The sequence below is a fragment of the Candidatus Nomurabacteria bacterium genome, from assembly GCA_023898565.1.
Classification (GTDB): domain Bacteria; phylum Patescibacteriota; class Minisyncoccia; order Phycocordibacterales; family UBA918; genus OLB19.
Window position 1 is genome coordinate 916,938 of the sequence record CP060228.1, and the last position, 15,774, is coordinate 932,711.

Consider the following 15,774-nt stretch of genomic DNA (forward strand, 5'->3'; position numbering starts at 1 on the left):
CATATGAGAATTGGTTTTGTAGGAGGTGGCACAGGCGGTCATTTCTATCCGCTTATTGCCGTAGCTGAAAAGCTTAGTACTTCACAGTACTCTCCAGAGCTATATTACTTCGGGCCATCACCCTACGACAAAGAAGCGCTTGAACGACACGATATACGTTTTGTGTCGTGTCCGGCAGGGAAACTGCGACGTTACTTTTCAATTCAAAACTTCCTCGATGTGTTTCGCAACTTTTTTGGCGTTTTTGTTGCCATCTGGAAACTCTATCTTATCTATCCAGACGTGATTTTCAGCAAGGGCGGTTATACGAGCGTACCAATTCTCACTGCAGCAAAACTCCTTCGTATTCCCATTGTGATTCATGAATCAGATGCTGTCCCTGGAAGAGCAAACAAGCTTGCACTCAAGGCTGCCCAGTATATTGGCATTGCGTATGATGACGCGGCGCAGTTTTTTCCTCCGGAAAAAACTGCGCTCGTCGGCATTCCCATGCGCCAGGAAATTAAAAATCCACCAGCTGACCCCTTTGAGTATCTTGGTATTCCAAATGACAAACCCCTTATTTACATTACTGGAGGATCGACCGGCGCCACACGCATCAATGACCTTGTTCTACAATCTCTTAATAGCCTTTTACCACAGTATCGCATCTTCCACCAAACTGGTCCGGCCAATATTCAAGAACTGCGCCTCGCTGCCCAAGGACTTCTCGGTAATACACCACTCCAGAGCAACTACTACCTGGAGGGTAACGTCGCCCCAGACATGGTTTCTGCGCTCTTAAGCGCTGCCTCTCTGGTAATAACTCGCGCAGGAAGCACAACACTCTTTGAAATTGCGTATCACGGCAAACCATCCATTATCATCCCTATTCCTGAGGATGTTAGTCGCGACCAGCGTACGAACGCCTACGCCTTTGCACGAGGCGGGGGAGCAATAGTGATTGAAGAACACAACCTCACGCAACATCTACTCGCCCAAGAAATTGCCAGCATTCTAAACGATTCGCAAAAGTATCAGTCAATGGCGCAGGCTGCCAAAAGCATGTACATTGATGGGGCTGAGGACAAGATTGCTAGTATTCTAGTCTCTATTGGCGTCGAACATGGATCATAATTCAACACAAAAAGTCGTGACGCGTTTTGCACCGTCACCAACTGGTTTTTTGCATATTGGCGGAGTTCGCACCGCACTCTATGCCTACTTTTTCGCTCGCAAGCATGGCGGTGAATTTATTTTACGTATTGAAGATACCGACAAAAACCGTGAAGTCGAAGGCTCTATCAGACACATCGAAGACAGTCTCCGTTGGCTAAACATTGAATGGGATTATGGTCCAGACAAACCTGGTCCATTTGGATCATGCCTGCAATCAGACCGTCTCGATATCTACAAAAAGTACGCTGAGGGACTCATTGCCAAAGGACTCGCATATCCAGATCCATACACCGACGAAGAAGTCACTGCTTTTAGAGCAGAAGCAGACGCCGAGAAACGACCGTTCTTATTTAAAAAACATCGTCCTGAGACCTTCGAAACCTGGGATGGTACCAAGCCGCTCCGCTTCAAGTCACCTGACGTAAACCGGGTTACTTGGCACGATGCCGTGCGTGGCGAGCTTTCTGCTGGCGCGGAAATGGTCGACGACTTCATTCTCATCAAAGCCGACGGATATCCGACCTACAACTTCGCCCACATCGTGGACGACGCTGAAATGAATGTAACGCACGTGATGCGCGGCGAAGAGTTTATTTCAAGCACTCCAAAGTTCATCACGCTGTACGAAGCGTTAGGTATCAAGAAACCAATCATAGCCACGCTACCGCCAATCATGGGCCCAGACGGCAAGAAGAAGCTTAGTAAGCGAGACGGTGCAAAGGACCTGCTTGACTACAAGAAAGATGGTTACTTGCCAGAAACCATGTGCAATTTCCTAGCACTGATCGGTTGGAACCCCGGCGGCAACCAAGAAGTATTTACAGGAGAAGAACTTATCAATCTCTTTTCACTCGAGAAGGTCCAACGCTCAGGCGGCGCTTTCAACGAAGAAAAGCTCAAGTGGATGAATAAGGAACATCTCGCCACAAAGGATGATACATTCAAGCAAACCTACTTTGCTGACGCTCTTGGTGACGACGTACAAAGTCTGCCACAGTACAACAAAACACGCCTCGACCGTCTAGCGCCAAGTATTTTTGAGCGTATTCACACCAAAGTCGAAATCAAAGCTGCACATGAAGCAGGGGAGTATAGCTGGCTTTTTGATGCACCAAAGTATGACACTACACTACTCAAGTGGAAGAATGATGAATCAGTTACCCCCGCTAAGGCTCGTCTAGAAAAGGTAGCCGAACTCCTCGCTAACGCGGACTTTGCCACGCCAGATACCATCAAAGCAGCCATTTGGAGCTTTGCAGAAGAGGAGGGAAGAGGGGAAGTGCTGTGGCCACTCCGCGTGTCACTGTCTGGCCTTGAGCGCTCACCAGACCCATTCACACTCGCCTATACACTCGGTAAAGACGAGACTATTTCACGGATTAAAACTGCTTGTGATAAAATAGAAGGGTAATGCGATTTCGTTTGTTCGTAGCCTTTATTATCGGGGTGCTGCTGCCACAGCTCGTGTTTGTAGCGCCTGGCGCCGTCTTCGCAAACTCAGAAATTGACCGTCTCCGTAATGAGATAGATTCACGCAGCAATCGTTTAGCAGAGATTGAAAAAGAAATCGCTCAGTTTGAATCACAACTCCAAGAGGTGGGAGCCGAAAAGAAAACACTTCAGAGTGCCATCAACCAACTCGAACTAGAACGTAAAAAGGTTAACGCTGAGATATCAAAAACCGAAAATCTCATTACCTCAACGGATCTCGAAATTAACAAATTGATTCTTGAAATTACCCGTACCGAGCAAGACATAGAGAGCACAGAAGACGCAATTGCATCAATTATACGTTCAGAGTACAAAGATAGCGAACAAAGCCTGATTGAGCTCTTGCTGCAACATGAGCACTTGTCAGAATTCTGGGATACCTTCGAAGCGCACGAAAGCGTACGCGACATCATGGCATCAAAAGTGGCGGACCTTGACACTGCTAAGGCGCTTTTGGTAGAGAAACGCGCTCAAAATGAAGACAAGCGAGACGAGCTAAGCAGCTTAAAGAATCAGTATACCGATCAAAACACTGTACTGGTGAACAATAAGCAGGAGCAATCAAAACTACTTGAGGTGACAAAAAACGAAGAAAAGAACTACCAACAACTGCTCGCAAGTAAAAAAGAGGCAAAGGAGCAAATTGAAAAGGAAATGCGAGACTTTGAATCTAAGCTACAGTTCATTCTCGATCCAAACAGCATCCCAACTGCGGGGACGCGCGTTTTTGACTGGCCGCTAACCAACATCATCATCACTCAATATTTTGGCGGCACTGAATTCGCGGCACGCAACGCCAGTGTCTACGGTGGACGTGCGTACCACCCAGGTGTTGATTTTGGCACGCCACGCGGGACACCAATTCACGCACCACTGACCGGCGTTGTTCGTGCCACTGGCAATACCGACGCCGTTCCGGGCTGTTACTCATGGGGGAAGTGGACACTCATCGACCACGCCAACGGACTTTCAACTTTGTATGCCCATCAAGACGTCATTTCAGTAGTTCCTGGACAAAAGGTCACGACAGGTGAAGTTATTGGCTACTCAGGCAACACCGGCTACTCAACCGGCCCGCACTTGCATTTTACAGTATACGCCAAAGACGGTGTAAACGTCCGTAAGTTTAACGAGATTAAAACTGTAACCAGCTGTGGAGCGGCCACCACACCAGTTGCCGCAACTGACGCCTACCTTGATCCAATGCTGTATCTACCGCCATATTAAAGGCTGCATTACCTCGTCTGGGGATAACTTGGTTTTTTTTAGTGGATAACTCTGGGGATAGGGTATAGAATAAAAGTGCGATGCACTGCATCGTAGGAACTTACCCGAATGGAATCCCGCTCACAACGAGCGGGATTCTGGGCAAAGTAAATGATCTTAGAAAAGTAGCATGCGCCAATCACTGGCGATTTTTTATACCTGAAAGAAACGCATCGTAAACGATGTACTAGATACATGACAATTAATAAACCGTTTGAAAATTACGTAACCACACTCAAAGAAGCAGCTGAAAAACTCGCACTAACCGACGACTTACTCAAACACTTCACTGAGCCGCAACACATTTTTGAAACCAAGCTTACTTTCTCACGAGACGATGGAACTGAAGAGACAGCAAACGCATATCGCGTACAGCACAATAATGCGCGAGGGCCATTTAAGGGTGGCGTTCGTTTCCATCCCGACGCAGATTTAGAAGAAGTAAAATCTCTAGCGAGCCTCATGAGCCTCAAATGCGCCGTCGTGAATATCCCATACGGTGGAGCAAAAGGAGGCGTGCAAATAGACCCCAAGACACTTTCTGAAGCAGAACTTGAACGTGTCTCGCGTGCATACATGCGGGCTGCAAATGAAGCTAACATATTTGGCATTCAGAAAGACATCCCCGCACCCGATGTGAACACCACGCCGCAAATTATGGCATGGATGCTTGATGAATACGAAACAATAACGGACCGAAGCGAACCCGGGATCATTACCGGCAAGCCGCTTGAAGTCGGTGGCTTACTCGGCCGTAGCTACGCGACGAGCCGCGGCGGCATTCACGCCTTAGAACAACTCCAACCGGTTTTATTTGCTGGAAAAGTACCGAGCGATATTACCATTGCAATCCAAGGATTTGGCAACGCAGGCTCTGAGTTTGCCAAAACGATGCATGAGAGAGGTTATCGAATTGTTGCCGTGTCAGATTCACGCGGCGGCGCACACTGCAAACACATGTGTGATGTGCATCATCTAGAAAAAGTGAAGCGGGAAACAGGTGCCCTCGCAACCGGAAGTGCGGACATAAGCATCATTACTAACGAGGAGCTTTTGCAGCTTGACGTAGACGTACTCGTATTAGCAGCCCTTGATGGCGCAATTCATGCCAGCAATGCCAAAGAAATAAAAGCAAGAGTAATCCTTGAGCTGGCCAACGGTCCCGTGACACCTGAGGCCGACGCTATTCTCGCCACAGCCGGCGCGATCATCGTCCCAGACATCCTCGCCAATGCCGGCGGCGTGACAGCATCATATTTTGAGTGGATTCAGAATCGAACCGGTGACGTTTGGAAAGAACGAACAGTAAATGAACGACTTGAAGAAGCCATGAAGGATGCTACGCAGACAGTTTACGAACGCGCAGAACGCGAGCAGTGCACACTAAGACAAGCAGCGTTTTTAATTGGCATGGAGCGCATCCTTGATGCAATTAAAGTGCGAGGTAGATGAGCTAATAAAATAGCACGCACGAACTTGCCAACCCTTGGGTGCCATATCATAAGAGTACTTCTCAAAATATAGTCACTCATAAATTCGCTCCTTATTTTGAATGTCGCACAATATTTTATCAGGGAAGTCAGGGGAGTAGGCGAGGTGATTACAGACCCTTTACACACTCACCAAGTAAGTCAGACTGACTGCTGGAATCAAAATGCTTTGCATCTAGGCACAATGCAAAGCATTTTCCGTGCTGAAAATTTACAAATTAATTTGAAAAAAAATTTACGTAGACGCGACCACAAACAGAAAGCTACTATCTACACGATATGAGCAGCATACAGGACATTCAAAGAGGCGGGAAATCCATTCTAGAGGGTTAAAGTCGTATCACTGATGCGAGCAAAATATCTAACTGCAGAAGTAAGAAATCATGATCGAAGTATCGCATAAAAATATTTACAAGCACCACAAGCCTCACGGCAGGCGACATAAACAGTACCATGACTCAATATGCGACATATATAGTCTCGGGGTCCAAACCAGCATTGCAATACAATGCCTATTTACCGCATTGTTTATGTCGCAAAAGATATATTGTGCGACATAAGGGAATATAGCTGTAGCCAGTCTTCCCCTCGTAATTAGTATCATTTCAACAAAATACTTTCTGTAGATTTATCACTAATGATTATCTCACCGGCCCTCTTCCCTAAATCACCTATTTATATGCACTCTCAGTACGGACTTTCGCAGGCAAATAAAAAACCGTCGGATATCCGACGGTTACCATGAGACCTTGCTCATGGATTTTCATGTAACCTCCCCCACCACTTATGCGGCGCGGCGCGGCTGCAGCTTCTCTTCAGCTTCTGCGAGATCATTTCGCAAACTCGAAAGCATTTCTTCGACAGCAGCCGGATTGACCTCGTGCATCAAGCCAAAGACCCGATGCTGCATGTCATGCAGTGCCTTGAGCTGAATACGCATACGATCAGCCGACAGCACCAACGCAGCATTGGTAACTTCAGACTGCACCTGCAGCACCACCGCTGCAATTTGTTCTCCGGCTGCAATCGTGCGCCCAGCGACCTCTTCTGCCGCTTCAAGCATATCGACGTACATACTCTGAATTTCATCACCTGTCAGCATGGCGTCCTTCCTGTGTGGTTATATAAAGAACTACCTCTAGCAAAATGCCAGAGGTATAAAGGTATCAAAATAAACTATTCAGTCAATAGCATTTACTCGGCCATATACACACCACCAAGCAATTGCCCCATAATTACATCATAATCAGGTCGGTGTAGGGTTAGGTGAATTGTTCGTTCGCTAGTATTTGTAAGCGTACTAGCTATTTCAGGATGATTTTCTAGGTACGACTGCAGCTTACCTGGCACCACCTCATCTTGAGAAATTATTTGCTTAGCATCACTATAGTGCCCACGAAGCGCCTCTGCAATTTGCGTGTAGTGTGTACAACCAAGCACTATCACCTCACTCTCTCCTGCTGCATCAATTCTTTTTATTGCTGCACTCGTTGCTGCTTCAAGCTCACCAAGCTCAATAAGTGGCACAAGCTCGGGGGTCGCCACAGAAGTAAGCTCGGCCGTTCCATCACCTTTATGAGCAAGTTCAATATCATATTTTTTGGACTCAACGGTTCGCTTTGTTGCAATCAACAGAACCTTTGTCGGCTTAGCAAAACACAACTCTTCAACTGTCGGAACAATAATGCCAAGAATTTTTCGGCCTGGATACACTTCTGGCAAAAACTCATTTTGCAGCTTTCGCACTGTTTCAGCCGACGCTGTGTTACACGCCACAATTACTAAACGTACACCTCGCTCAAATAACCAAACAATGCCCTTTTGGGTCAGTTCGTATATTTCCTTCTCAGTTTTGTCACCGTACGGTACGTTTGCCGTATCTCCATAAAACACATAATCATACTGTGGTAACTCCTTCACTACCGCTTTCAGGATTGTGAGGCCACCCAATCCAGAATCGAACAGACCAATTTTCATAATATTAAATATAACCTACTGTGCGAATAAAAAGTAAAACGCGGAGATCATTGTCACAATCTCCGCGTTCAGCGCTTCCGCCTGATAGTTAGAATAGCCTCCTGGCCGTATGCATCCATGAATAAGTACTGCGGATCCACTCCATCGCGATCATCAATGGAGCAAATCAGTCTTAAAACACAGACTTCTCCGATTTAGAGGCATTTTGATCGTCATTACCTCCAAATTCGATTTGAAAATATTGACCCGGAACACTGCCAATCACCCGAGTAATTCTTGTTTTCCCTCGCACTTCCGCAATCCTTTCCGGCTGACACACTGTAACGATTCTTAAATCACTACACCGCAGCCACCAAACACCCTCATGTGCCGCTGCTTTACCATTCACATATGACAGTCGAAGACTCCAGTCCTTGTCTCTCACCTCTTCGGGGAGACCAAGATACTCACGAGCCTCGCGCGGCGTTTGAAAGTGTTTTGCCAATTTGCGCACAGCGATACCGTACACCATGGAAAACCTCTCTTTACATCAAAAATTGAACTAAAAACTTAGTTTAAAGTATAACAAATATTAGTTTTGTCAATATCACTTTGCGTTCTGTACTATATGCATAAACTGTTTCTCTGAGAGCTTGATAACTGATAGTCTATTACCTTTTTTAACTAGTGGCGACCCAGCTAATACAACATCTGCTTTCAGCTCCGGCAAAGAAATAAGTTTTGAGAACTTACTTTTAAATCGAACATCTACGCCCAGCCATCGCGGGTTTTCTTTTGATGATTTTGAGTCAAAGTACCGGCTGTGCACATTAAACTGCGTCGGATCTGGCTTTGCCTCCCCCACCACCTCTGCCACTCCCACAACGCCTGTCTGCTTCCCCGCATTTGAGTGGTAATACAAAACCAAGTCATCCTTTTTAAACTCATCTCGCAACATATTGCGCACTTGATAATTTCTAATCCCGTCCCAAAAACCAACTCTGTCTCGTTCGAGGTCATCGATTGAATATTCCTCTGGTTCGCTTTTCATCAACCAATAGTTCATAATCTAAATTATATTCTATTTCCTGCTATACTTTTAATAGATTTATCAGTTTACCTAAAATTAACTATGACAACATTAATGCTTAATGAACCTCAACGAGACCTTGTTCGAGACAAAGGCACAAAACTAGGAAGAATTCTTATTGGATTCCTTTTCTTTATGAGTGGCCTTAGCATTTTAATTGGTGGACCAAGCAATACTGCCGCCTGGTTTGATTCCATAGGAATTCCCATGGCCACTCTGACCGTCTGGCTAGTAATCATCCTCAAACTTGGAGCTGGTAGTGCAATTATGATCGGGAAGCGCGTTGGACTCGCCTCCGCGCTGCTGATTGGATTCACGATTCTGGCAACATTAATTGCACATATGGATTTTAGTGACCCAATGCAATTAACCCAAACACTTAAAAATCTTGCGATTATTGGTGGCCTGTTGTACCTCATGGCTTACGGACCAGGTGGTACAAACACCAAACCAGCTTCGCATTAAAGTCAAACACCCAACAAAACACCGACTCAAAGAGTCGGTGTTTTGTATTAGAAGTTGGCCGCAAGGGAACCTCCCCAACACGGCATCGACGCGCTCCACGGCTGCGTACCCTGTTTCTCATAGAGATACCGAGCGTACGCCATATTGTCGTAGAGATTGTCGAGATCGAGCTCCATTGCTGTAGCTGTTGATTCGTGATAACGCTTATTGATTTGCATTACCCCAGTATCTGCAGGATCGACACGACCTTGAAGGATCGAACCGTCTGCCAGCTGGTGACGAAACGTGGATTCACAACGAGCCACTTCGATCATAATTGGCACATCTGCAAAATATGATCGAACGGCTGCTTCAGTTGCTTCTGGCAATGGAGTTGCCTCCAGTACCGCCACCTTCTGTTCACCTGCAATGTTTCCGTACGCTGTCTCTCCTACATCAACCGCCGAAACGGTCGCTACGGTAAACAACGCGAGAATAACTGTCGATATAATAAGCCAAAGGTCTTATCTCTTAAATATCGGTGAGACAGGAACCGCATACAGAAATGTATACTTCCCTATTTCTGGCCTATCATGTGGCCTCAATAGCTGGTCGTATTGGTGGAGATCCCACTTGGAATCAATACACCGTGCGACACCGATAACCGCAAAACTATAGCATTACAGCGCGGGTTTTTATTATTAAAGCATATTTAATTAATTTTGTCAATCTTATGCACAAATCTATTGCATTTTCTAGCTTTCGTGTGATTGTAAAATAGCAAAAAAGAGCCTTGTTTTGGGCTCTTTTTAAGCATCGTATACTACTTACTCCTTATTTTTTGTCGCTGCCTGCATCCAGTCTTTTGCTCCTTCAAAAGCACGCAATACTTCTATCGGTGTAGCAAACACCACGGTGTTTGACTGGTCAGACGACAAATCATTGAGGCTTTGGAGCGTGCGTAAATGCAGTGCACCAGGGGCACCAGAAAGGATACTGGCCGCCTTTGCCATGTTTTCTGCAGCCGCCACCTCCCCTTCTGCTTTAATAATCACCGCCCGCCGCTCACGCTCCGCTTCCGCCTGCTTTGCAATCGTTCGCTCCATGTCTTGCGGGAGAAAAAAATCTTTAAGCTCAACATTTTCAACCCGAATTCCCCAATCGTCAGTCTCGGAATCGACAATCTGCTGTATCCGTTCTGATAGCTTGTCTCGTTCTGACAACACTTCATCGAGTGCAGCGCTACCGACCACGTTACGCATAGTGGTTTGTGCAAGTTGTGACACTGCAAAGCGAAAGTTTTCCACCTCAAGAACAGCCTTGGCAGCATCGGCTACCTTGTAATAGATAACCGCATTGATACTTGCTGAGACATTGTCACGAGTAATCACTTTTTGATCTGGCACGTCAACCGCTTTTACGCGCAAATCAACTTTTTCCATTTGTTGGAAAATTGGCACAACAATACTCCACCCCGGGCTCCGCAAGCTGGTAAACTTACCCATAGTAAGGACTACGCCGCGTTCATATTGCTTAACTTCCCGTAGCAGCAAAATCGCAAGCGCAATAACAACGACAACAATTGGAATTATCTCCATAAGAAAATAGTTACTGAATAATCCTACACTGAGTATAGACCTAAAGTCGTTTCTTTAGAAGACCCATTGCACCATACAAACCCACCTCGTCACCAAGCTTTGCCATCGTAATAAATGGTGACGGAACAAAACCATCGAGAGTCTCTACAACGTATTTTCGAATCGGGTCAATCTCAATACGCGGATTACCAGCAATCATTGATCCACCGAGAATGATCACATCAGGCGACCAGTATAAAATCGTGTTACGTAGCCCTTGTGCCAAATATTCGGCCAGCTCGTCCCATAGCACATCGCTTTGTGGAATTTCGTAGGGTTCCACGCCAAATCGATTCTTAACAGCAGTTCCTGAGACGAGATTCTCCAGAGTCGGCTTAACATCTTCACCCAAGATGGTGCGGTCAATATCAAGCACTTGATGTCCTGGTTCAAATCCCACGCTCGCCATATCAATCTCACCGTTTTCAATCTTCACCCCGCCGACGCCAGTACTAATCGTGTGGTACGCCACAATCTCAAAATCTTTTCCAGCACCATAGATTGCCTCACCTACCCCAGCAATTGCCGAGTCATTTTCCAAGAACACAGGCACATCAAACGTTTTTTGGATTTCACCTACGATAGACTTATCAACCCATTTTGAGAGCACTGAATCATTCTGGATGCCAGATTTATCTTCCATAAGCGCACCTCGAATACCACCTGAGATACCTTTAGGAGTTTCATCAGTTAACTTTTTAATAGCTTCGATGATTTTGGCAATACCCTCTTCAAACTTCACCGGTGTCTTAAAGGATTCAACTTGACCAAGTGTTTCTAAATCTTCTGAGATACCAACGCGGGTTTTAGTACCACCAATATCAAATACAATGTACGACATACTCTATTTACTTAATACCAAGAATTGCTCTCGTTTTAATTTTATACAGTTCAACATTTGGTTGATCAAATGCATGTAGATTCATAAGCTCAGCAATGTACATGGTTTCGAGCATACGCATCCCCATAAAAAGACCAAGTGAGTAGGTCAGATTTTCATCAAAAATCGTCGAACGATACGGCAGGCTTTTCTCTTGATACGCCGCCATGACACCGCCATAGATAGCGGTCGCCACTTCAGCTACAGTATGCCCACCATATGCCTTAGCAGCGCCCTTCTTAGAAATTTTATAATCAATCTTGTCATCGTCGAATGTCACGAAATCTGTATACACCCCCGGGAAACCACTCAAATAGAGCTGTCCGATCGAATGTAATTCAACCGATGTTGAAATAGTTGGTAACATACCCTTAGTTATCGGCTTACCAGCCCTGTCTTCAGCCTTGCCGATACTTTCGGCAAAGAGCTGGCGGTGCCAGGCGCCGAGCGCAGCGAGGCGCGGTTCAAATGCAAAAAAGTTATAATGTCGATAACCCTTTTGGATATACTGATAAACACGCGCAGCATTTTCCGCTACCACCACCTCAAATTGCTCAGACGTTGCATCCTGCACACCAGATATAAACGCATCAACGTCATGTCCTAAAAGAGCCAGCGGTACCAAACCAGCTTCGGTCGTTACCGAAAAACGTCCACCCACAACCTCTGGCATCGTGATTACCGTTGCACCTACGCGTTTACCGAGTTTATTAAGCTCTGTGCTAGGATTGCCAATAAACACTGAGCGCGTGTAGATCTCTTTTTTAAAACGCTCCTCTAGAGCCTCAAAAAGTACTGAGGTGTTGGTGAGCGTCTCAGCTGTATTACCAGATTTACTACTAATACAAACAGCAAGCTGATTGAGCTTTACCTTCGCGAGTTTCTGAAGCAGCAAACCAATACTATGCGCTGATGTGGTGTCGAGCATGTGAAGCTCCACCTTTCCTTCATCAAGCGCCGAATGTACCGCATGCACTCCAAGATTCTGTCCGCCAATCCCAACCAGCACCAAATGCTTAATGCCTCGAAACTGCTTTTTGAGCACATCAAGCTGGTCATGTAGTGCCGGGTCTTGCACATGAGCAAGCGAATATTCATTCTGTGCTGAATCGTGATCAGTAATTACCTGCTGCACCTTCTCACGATACGCAGACAACCGCTTAATCTCCGCTGCCTGCTTTTTATCCGTAATAAAATCTGCATCAAAATATGAGTAGTACATGGTTATCTCTGAGTTAAATCTGTCGCACGTTAGTCTTGCGGACGTTCTTTTCAATATATTTCATTGCTTCATCAACACTATCTACCACCACAAAAATATCAAGATCTTCAGGGCTAATCGTTTGATGTTTTTCAAGCAAATCATTGCGGAAAAATTCTATAAGCGGCGTCCAGTACTCTTTGCCATACAACATGACAGGAATTGGCTCAATCTTCTTGGTCTGAATAAGCGTGACAATTTCAAATAGTTCATCAAGTGTACCAAAGCCGCCAGGGAAATACACATACACTTCTGAAGCAAAAGTGAGCATGACCTTGCGTGAGAAGAAAAAGTCAAAATTGAGAGATTCGGTGGTGTATGGATTGAGCTTTTGTTCAAATGGCAACTGGATGTTAAGACCAATTGATTTCCCCCCCACCTTAAAGGCGCCAACATTTGAAGCTTCCATGATACCTGGCCCACCCCCTGAGATAATTGAAAACCCTTTTTTGGCAAGCTTGGCTGCCAATTCTTCAGCATCCTTATAATACGGATCTTCCGGCTTGGTGCGCGCACTTCCCCAAAATGTAGCAGCTAAACCGTGATTGCGTAGAAGCTCAAATCCTTGCACAAACTCTGCCATAATACGAAACACTCTCCATGACTGTACTGCATCACCATCAACATTTCCTGGATCTAAGAGCTCACTCACTACGCGGCATGGCTGCTCTCCTTTCTTTTTCGTATTTCGCTTATTATTTCCAAACATGCGCTCATTGTACCACTTAAAAAGGCGCGGCAGCTTCGCTGCCGCGCCTTTTTGGGCAAAACCTAGGCTATCCAAGGAATCTCAAACTGCTCAAATTCGGGAAGTAACTTCTTACTATACAAGAGTCGCGAAATCACTTCAGCGTGAGACTTAGCGCCCGTGAGCGCATTATGCGGCTCTGGTTCATCGGGGATGCCACAATAATTTAGCACAGCATCAAGATTTAGTGCGCTTCGATGATGAACTTCGTCAACTGGCGGCACAATTCCCTGCTTCACCATATGCATCCAACATAGCGTATGAGTATCAATAGTGCGATAAGCGAAGTTCCACTCAAACCCTGCCCGCTGCGTTGCTGCTCTCAGCATGTCACGGTCGGCTGAAACATTTTGGCCAGCTAGTGTACGATCTGCAATCGTCTCGCTCCACGCGGTAAAATTACGCACCAATTCTGCCTCGGTCATTTTATTTGGATCGGTTATTTCTGCCTCTGTGAAACCATTTACTGCCAGCCCATCGGGATCAATATGAGCACCATCCCACACTCGACACTCAGCATAGAATTGATTATCTGGATTCTGTAAATCAATCGCCCCCCACGAGACAATTGAGTGTTTGTCATAATTTAGGCCGGAAAACTCTCCATCAACTACTAGCATAGCTATTCAGTAATGCGTTTAATAATTATGGTCACCAATTCCTTCTGACGGTCTGCATCAGCGGTACGCCATTCTCCAAACCAGGCAAGCAAATCACTCACCTGTTCTGCTTCAATCACTCCGAAAATATTGAACCCTTCACCTTCTAGGTTAAGCTGCTGGTCGAGGACGGTCAGTTCCTCAGCTGAGAAGGACGCGAGCAAGTCGCGAACTGGCAATGCTTCGGCAAGGAACTCCACGTCACTCAAGTGCACGTCAGACACCGTAGACTCGTAATGATTAATTTTGGAGTACAAAGGCTCGTTTTCTTTCATAAAACTCATCATAACACACAACTACTGAAGACCCGGGCAATTGGCGGCCGGCGTGTAGCCGGCCGCCTCTGCCAGCTCTGGCGAATCAAAATACAGCTTATTCTCCTCCTTTATCTGCGACGCTCCTGGGCAATTAGGCAGATGGTACTTCGTACCTGACTTTGAAGCAACGACCTGAAGTTGCGTCACCGTCGATTGTGGTACTTCCGACGCCGCCTCAGTGAATATCACCCCACCCATATCGGAACCACTCGAAATAGCCATATTTTTAGCCATCATTGACTGTCGTCCTAAACCAAATGATGCAATACCAACCAAAATCATCAAAAGCGCCATAAAAACGGCGTCATCGGCCAAAAAAGACTTGAGTTTTTTGTACATGTATCGTATACTCCACCCGTTAAATTCATAAGCATTATACAGTAACCGTATGGCAACCAAAAAATCCGCGGGATCATCGAAAAACCTAAAAGATTCACAGCCAAAATATCTGGGTGTGAAGCGTGCTGACGGTCAGTCAGTGAAGGTTGGTCAGATCATCGTCCGCCAACGTGGCACCAAGATTGAAGCCGGTAAAGGTGTGAAGGTCGGAAAGGACCATACACTCTTTGCAATGAATGACGGCGTCGTTTCATTTCGTGAAATGCGCAAGACTCGCTTCAATGGCAAAACTGTCACTAAGAAGGCAGTTGACGTAGTAGAAGCTGCGTAACCAATTTTAAAAGCCGGCGATCCCAAAGGGATCGCCGGCTTTTACTTATGATAACCGTCACGCATGAGCACGAGCACCTGCTCACTCGGGCGGTCTACGAATAAAAACGCGTTGGCTTTTGCCAACGCGTTTTTATTACTGATTCTTTATCGTCGCTGATTCGATCACAACATCTTCGAGCGGAAGATTGGTCATGTTTGTTTCCACCTGACCAATTGCATCCACCACATCCATACCAGAGACCACTCGTCCAAACACAGGATGCTTTGACTCAAGTGGCGCTTTATCAAAGTCTAGATACGTGTTGTCGACCAGGTTGATGAAGAACTGACTACCGCCAGTATTTGGACCACTATTTGCCATAGCCAGTGTTCCGCGAACGTTTGAGAGCAAATCATGCTTCACAAATTCGTCTGGAATTGAGTAGCCAGGACCACCAGTACCATACTTCAGCACTTCATTTGTCTTAGTGATTGGATCTCCTCCCTGAATCATGAAGCCATCCATAACTCGATGGAATTTAATACCATCGTAATATCCTTCATTAATCAATTTTTTAAAGTTACCTGCCGTAATTGGCATCTTATCCTCAAAGAGCTCAATTTCGATTGTGCCCATGTTGGTGTTTAGAACTGCGATAGGATTCATATCATTAGTTATATCTACGTCGTACGCTGCTAATTTTTCTGCCGTCAGCGGTGCTGGGA

Annotated in this window: 19 protein-coding genes; 6 read left to right on the forward strand and 13 right to left on the reverse strand. The window is 45.8% G+C overall.

Going from position 1 to position 15,774, the window contains the following annotated elements; all coding sequences use genetic code 11:
• Positions 1 to 3 precede the first annotated feature (3 nt).
• From H6780_04705 to H6780_04720, 4 genes are all read left to right on the forward strand, one after another.
• The gene (locus tag H6780_04705; GenBank protein USN88759.1) at positions 4 to 1,116 is read left to right on the forward strand and encodes a UDP-N-acetylglucosamine--N-acetylmuramyl-(pentapeptide) pyrophosphoryl-undecaprenol N-acetylglucosamine transferase; all 1,113 of its coding nucleotides are present in this window, start codon (positions 4 to 6) and stop codon (positions 1,114 to 1,116) included.
• A complete protein-coding gene (locus H6780_04710; GenBank protein ID USN88760.1) occupies positions 1,106 to 2,569 on the forward strand; it encodes a glutamate--tRNA ligase in 1,464 nt (487 codons plus the stop codon). The genes H6780_04705 and H6780_04710 overlap by 11 nt, the downstream gene beginning before the upstream one ends.
• Positions 2,569 to 3,876 (forward strand): peptidoglycan DD-metalloendopeptidase family protein, encoded by a 1,308-nt coding sequence (locus H6780_04715; GenBank protein USN88761.1) that lies wholly within the window; start codon positions 2,569 to 2,571, stop codon positions 3,874 to 3,876. The genes H6780_04710 and H6780_04715 overlap by 1 nt, the downstream gene beginning before the upstream one ends.
• 234 nt (positions 3,877 to 4,110) lie before the next feature.
• Positions 4,111 to 5,367, forward strand: a complete 1,257-nt coding sequence (locus H6780_04720; GenBank protein USN88762.1) for a Glu/Leu/Phe/Val dehydrogenase — start codon at positions 4,111 to 4,113, stop codon at positions 5,365 to 5,367.
• Positions 5,368 to 6,189: 822 nt separating this feature from the next.
• Here H6780_04720 and H6780_04725 read toward each other — a convergent pair.
• The 4 genes from H6780_04725 to H6780_04740 all read right to left on the reverse strand — a co-directional run bounded on the left by H6780_04725 (position 6,190) and on the right by H6780_04740 (position 8,427).
• Positions 6,190 to 6,507 carry a hypothetical protein gene (locus H6780_04725; GenBank protein ID USN88763.1) on the reverse strand — a complete coding sequence of 106 codons (318 nt, stop codon included), beginning with the start codon at positions 6,505 to 6,507 and terminating at the stop codon, positions 6,190 to 6,192.
• A gap of 92 nt (positions 6,508 to 6,599) precedes the next feature.
• On the reverse strand, positions 6,600 to 7,382 hold the full coding sequence (murI, locus tag H6780_04730) for a glutamate racemase (protein ID USN88764.1): 783 nt from the start codon (positions 7,380 to 7,382) through the stop codon (positions 6,600 to 6,602).
• A gap of 172 nt (positions 7,383 to 7,554) precedes the next feature.
• On the reverse strand, positions 7,555 to 7,893 hold the full coding sequence (locus H6780_04735; GenBank protein USN88765.1) for a hypothetical protein: 339 nt from the start codon (positions 7,891 to 7,893) through the stop codon (positions 7,555 to 7,557).
• Positions 7,894 to 7,968: 75 nt separating this feature from the next.
• Complete coding sequence (locus H6780_04740; protein USN88766.1) at positions 7,969 to 8,427, reverse strand: EVE domain-containing protein; 459 nt, start codon at positions 8,425 to 8,427, stop codon at positions 7,969 to 7,971.
• A 66-nt stretch (positions 8,428 to 8,493) separates the two neighbouring features.
• On the opposite strand from H6780_04740, the gene H6780_04745 reads away from it, so the two are divergent.
• Entirely contained in the window at positions 8,494 to 8,916 is a 423-nt protein-coding gene (locus H6780_04745; protein USN88767.1) for a DoxX family protein, read from the forward strand.
• 47 nt (positions 8,917 to 8,963) lie between these two features.
• Here the strand turns inward: H6780_04745 and H6780_04750 are convergent, their stop codons facing one another.
• The 8 genes from H6780_04750 to H6780_04785 form a co-directional block, all read right to left on the reverse strand.
• Positions 8,964 to 9,383: a hypothetical protein gene (locus H6780_04750; GenBank protein USN88768.1), complete on the reverse strand. Its 420-nt coding sequence runs from the start codon at positions 9,381 to 9,383 to the stop codon at positions 8,964 to 8,966.
• Positions 9,384 to 9,722: 339 nt separating this feature from the next.
• Positions 9,723 to 10,493, reverse strand: coding sequence for a slipin family protein (locus tag H6780_04755; protein USN88769.1), 771 nt, complete (start codon positions 10,491 to 10,493; stop codon positions 9,723 to 9,725).
• Positions 10,494 to 10,533: 40 nt separating this feature from the next.
• Positions 10,534 to 11,373, reverse strand: coding sequence for an ROK family protein (locus H6780_04760; GenBank protein ID USN88770.1), 840 nt, complete (start codon positions 11,371 to 11,373; stop codon positions 10,534 to 10,536).
• A gap of 7 nt (positions 11,374 to 11,380) precedes the next feature.
• Complete coding sequence (locus tag H6780_04765) at positions 11,381 to 12,634, reverse strand: hypothetical protein (GenBank protein ID USN88771.1); 1,254 nt, start codon at positions 12,632 to 12,634, stop codon at positions 11,381 to 11,383.
• Between the two features lie 13 nt (positions 12,635 to 12,647).
• A complete protein-coding gene (locus tag H6780_04770) occupies positions 12,648 to 13,382 on the reverse strand; it encodes a TIGR00730 family Rossman fold protein (GenBank protein ID USN88772.1) in 735 nt (244 codons plus the stop codon).
• A gap of 62 nt (positions 13,383 to 13,444) precedes the next feature.
• The gene (locus H6780_04775; GenBank protein USN88773.1) at positions 13,445 to 14,041 is read right to left on the reverse strand and encodes a hypothetical protein; all 597 of its coding nucleotides are present in this window, start codon (positions 14,039 to 14,041) and stop codon (positions 13,445 to 13,447) included.
• A 2-nt stretch (positions 14,042 to 14,043) separates the two neighbouring features.
• The gene (locus H6780_04780) at positions 14,044 to 14,355 is read right to left on the reverse strand and encodes a hypothetical protein (GenBank protein USN88774.1); all 312 of its coding nucleotides are present in this window, start codon (positions 14,353 to 14,355) and stop codon (positions 14,044 to 14,046) included.
• Positions 14,356 to 14,376: 21 nt separating this feature from the next.
• A complete protein-coding gene (locus H6780_04785) occupies positions 14,377 to 14,736 on the reverse strand; it encodes a hypothetical protein (protein USN88775.1) in 360 nt (119 codons plus the stop codon).
• 49 nt (positions 14,737 to 14,785) lie between these two features.
• Here H6780_04785 and rpmA point away from each other — a divergent pair, with 49 nt between their 5' ends.
• Positions 14,786 to 15,067: a 50S ribosomal protein L27 gene (rpmA, locus tag H6780_04790; protein USN88776.1), complete on the forward strand. Its 282-nt coding sequence runs from the start codon at positions 14,786 to 14,788 to the stop codon at positions 15,065 to 15,067.
• Positions 15,068 to 15,202: 135 nt separating this feature from the next.
• On the opposite strand, the gene H6780_04795 is transcribed toward rpmA, so the two are convergent.
• Positions 15,203 to 15,715, reverse strand: a complete 513-nt coding sequence (locus tag H6780_04795) for a peptidylprolyl isomerase (GenBank protein ID USN89263.1) — start codon at positions 15,713 to 15,715, stop codon at positions 15,203 to 15,205.
• Positions 15,716 to 15,774: the final 59 nt, after the last annotated feature.

What these genes read in the sequence shown, in the direction of transcription:
- H6780_04705 (USN88759.1), top strand. Translation starts at nt 4, where the DNA reads ATGAGAATTGGTTTTGTAGGAGGTGGCACAGGCGGTCATTTCTATCCG.
- H6780_04710 (USN88760.1), top strand. Translation starts at nt 1,106, where the DNA reads ATGGATCATAATTCAACACAAAAAGTCGTGACGCGTTTTGCACCGTCA.
- H6780_04715 (USN88761.1), top strand. Translation starts at nt 2,569, where the DNA reads ATGCGATTTCGTTTGTTCGTAGCCTTTATTATCGGGGTGCTGCTGCCA.
- H6780_04720 (USN88762.1), top strand. Translation starts at nt 4,111, where the DNA reads ATGACAATTAATAAACCGTTTGAAAATTACGTAACCACACTCAAAGAA.
- H6780_04725 (USN88763.1), bottom strand. Translation starts at nt 6,507, where the DNA reads ATGCTGACAGGTGATGAAATTCAGAGTATGTACGTCGATATGCTTGAA.
- murI (USN88764.1), bottom strand. Translation starts at nt 7,382, where the DNA reads ATGAAAATTGGTCTGTTCGATTCTGGATTGGGTGGCCTCACAATCCTG.
- H6780_04735 (USN88765.1), bottom strand. Translation starts at nt 7,893, where the DNA reads ATGGTGTACGGTATCGCTGTGCGCAAATTGGCAAAACACTTTCAAACG.
- H6780_04740 (USN88766.1), bottom strand. Translation starts at nt 8,427, where the DNA reads ATGAACTATTGGTTGATGAAAAGCGAACCAGAGGAATATTCAATCGAT.
- H6780_04745 (USN88767.1), top strand. Translation starts at nt 8,494, where the DNA reads ATGACAACATTAATGCTTAATGAACCTCAACGAGACCTTGTTCGAGAC.
- H6780_04755 (USN88769.1), bottom strand. Translation starts at nt 10,493, where the DNA reads ATGGAGATAATTCCAATTGTTGTCGTTGTTATTGCGCTTGCGATTTTG.
- H6780_04760 (USN88770.1), bottom strand. Translation starts at nt 11,373, where the DNA reads ATGTCGTACATTGTATTTGATATTGGTGGTACTAAAACCCGCGTTGGT.
- H6780_04765 (USN88771.1), bottom strand. Translation starts at nt 12,634, where the DNA reads ATGTACTACTCATATTTTGATGCAGATTTTATTACGGATAAAAAGCAG.
- H6780_04770 (USN88772.1), bottom strand. Translation starts at nt 13,382, where the DNA reads ATGTTTGGAAATAATAAGCGAAATACGAAAAAGAAAGGAGAGCAGCCA.
- H6780_04775 (USN88773.1), bottom strand. Translation starts at nt 14,041, where the DNA reads ATGCTAGTAGTTGATGGAGAGTTTTCCGGCCTAAATTATGACAAACAC.
- H6780_04780 (USN88774.1), bottom strand. Translation starts at nt 14,355, where the DNA reads ATGAAAGAAAACGAGCCTTTGTACTCCAAAATTAATCATTACGAGTCT.
- H6780_04785 (USN88775.1), bottom strand. Translation starts at nt 14,736, where the DNA reads ATGTACAAAAAACTCAAGTCTTTTTTGGCCGATGACGCCGTTTTTATG.
- rpmA (USN88776.1), top strand. Translation starts at nt 14,786, where the DNA reads ATGGCAACCAAAAAATCCGCGGGATCATCGAAAAACCTAAAAGATTCA.
- H6780_04795 (USN89263.1), bottom strand. Translation starts at nt 15,715, where the DNA reads ATGAATCCTATCGCAGTTCTAAACACCAACATGGGCACAATCGAAATT.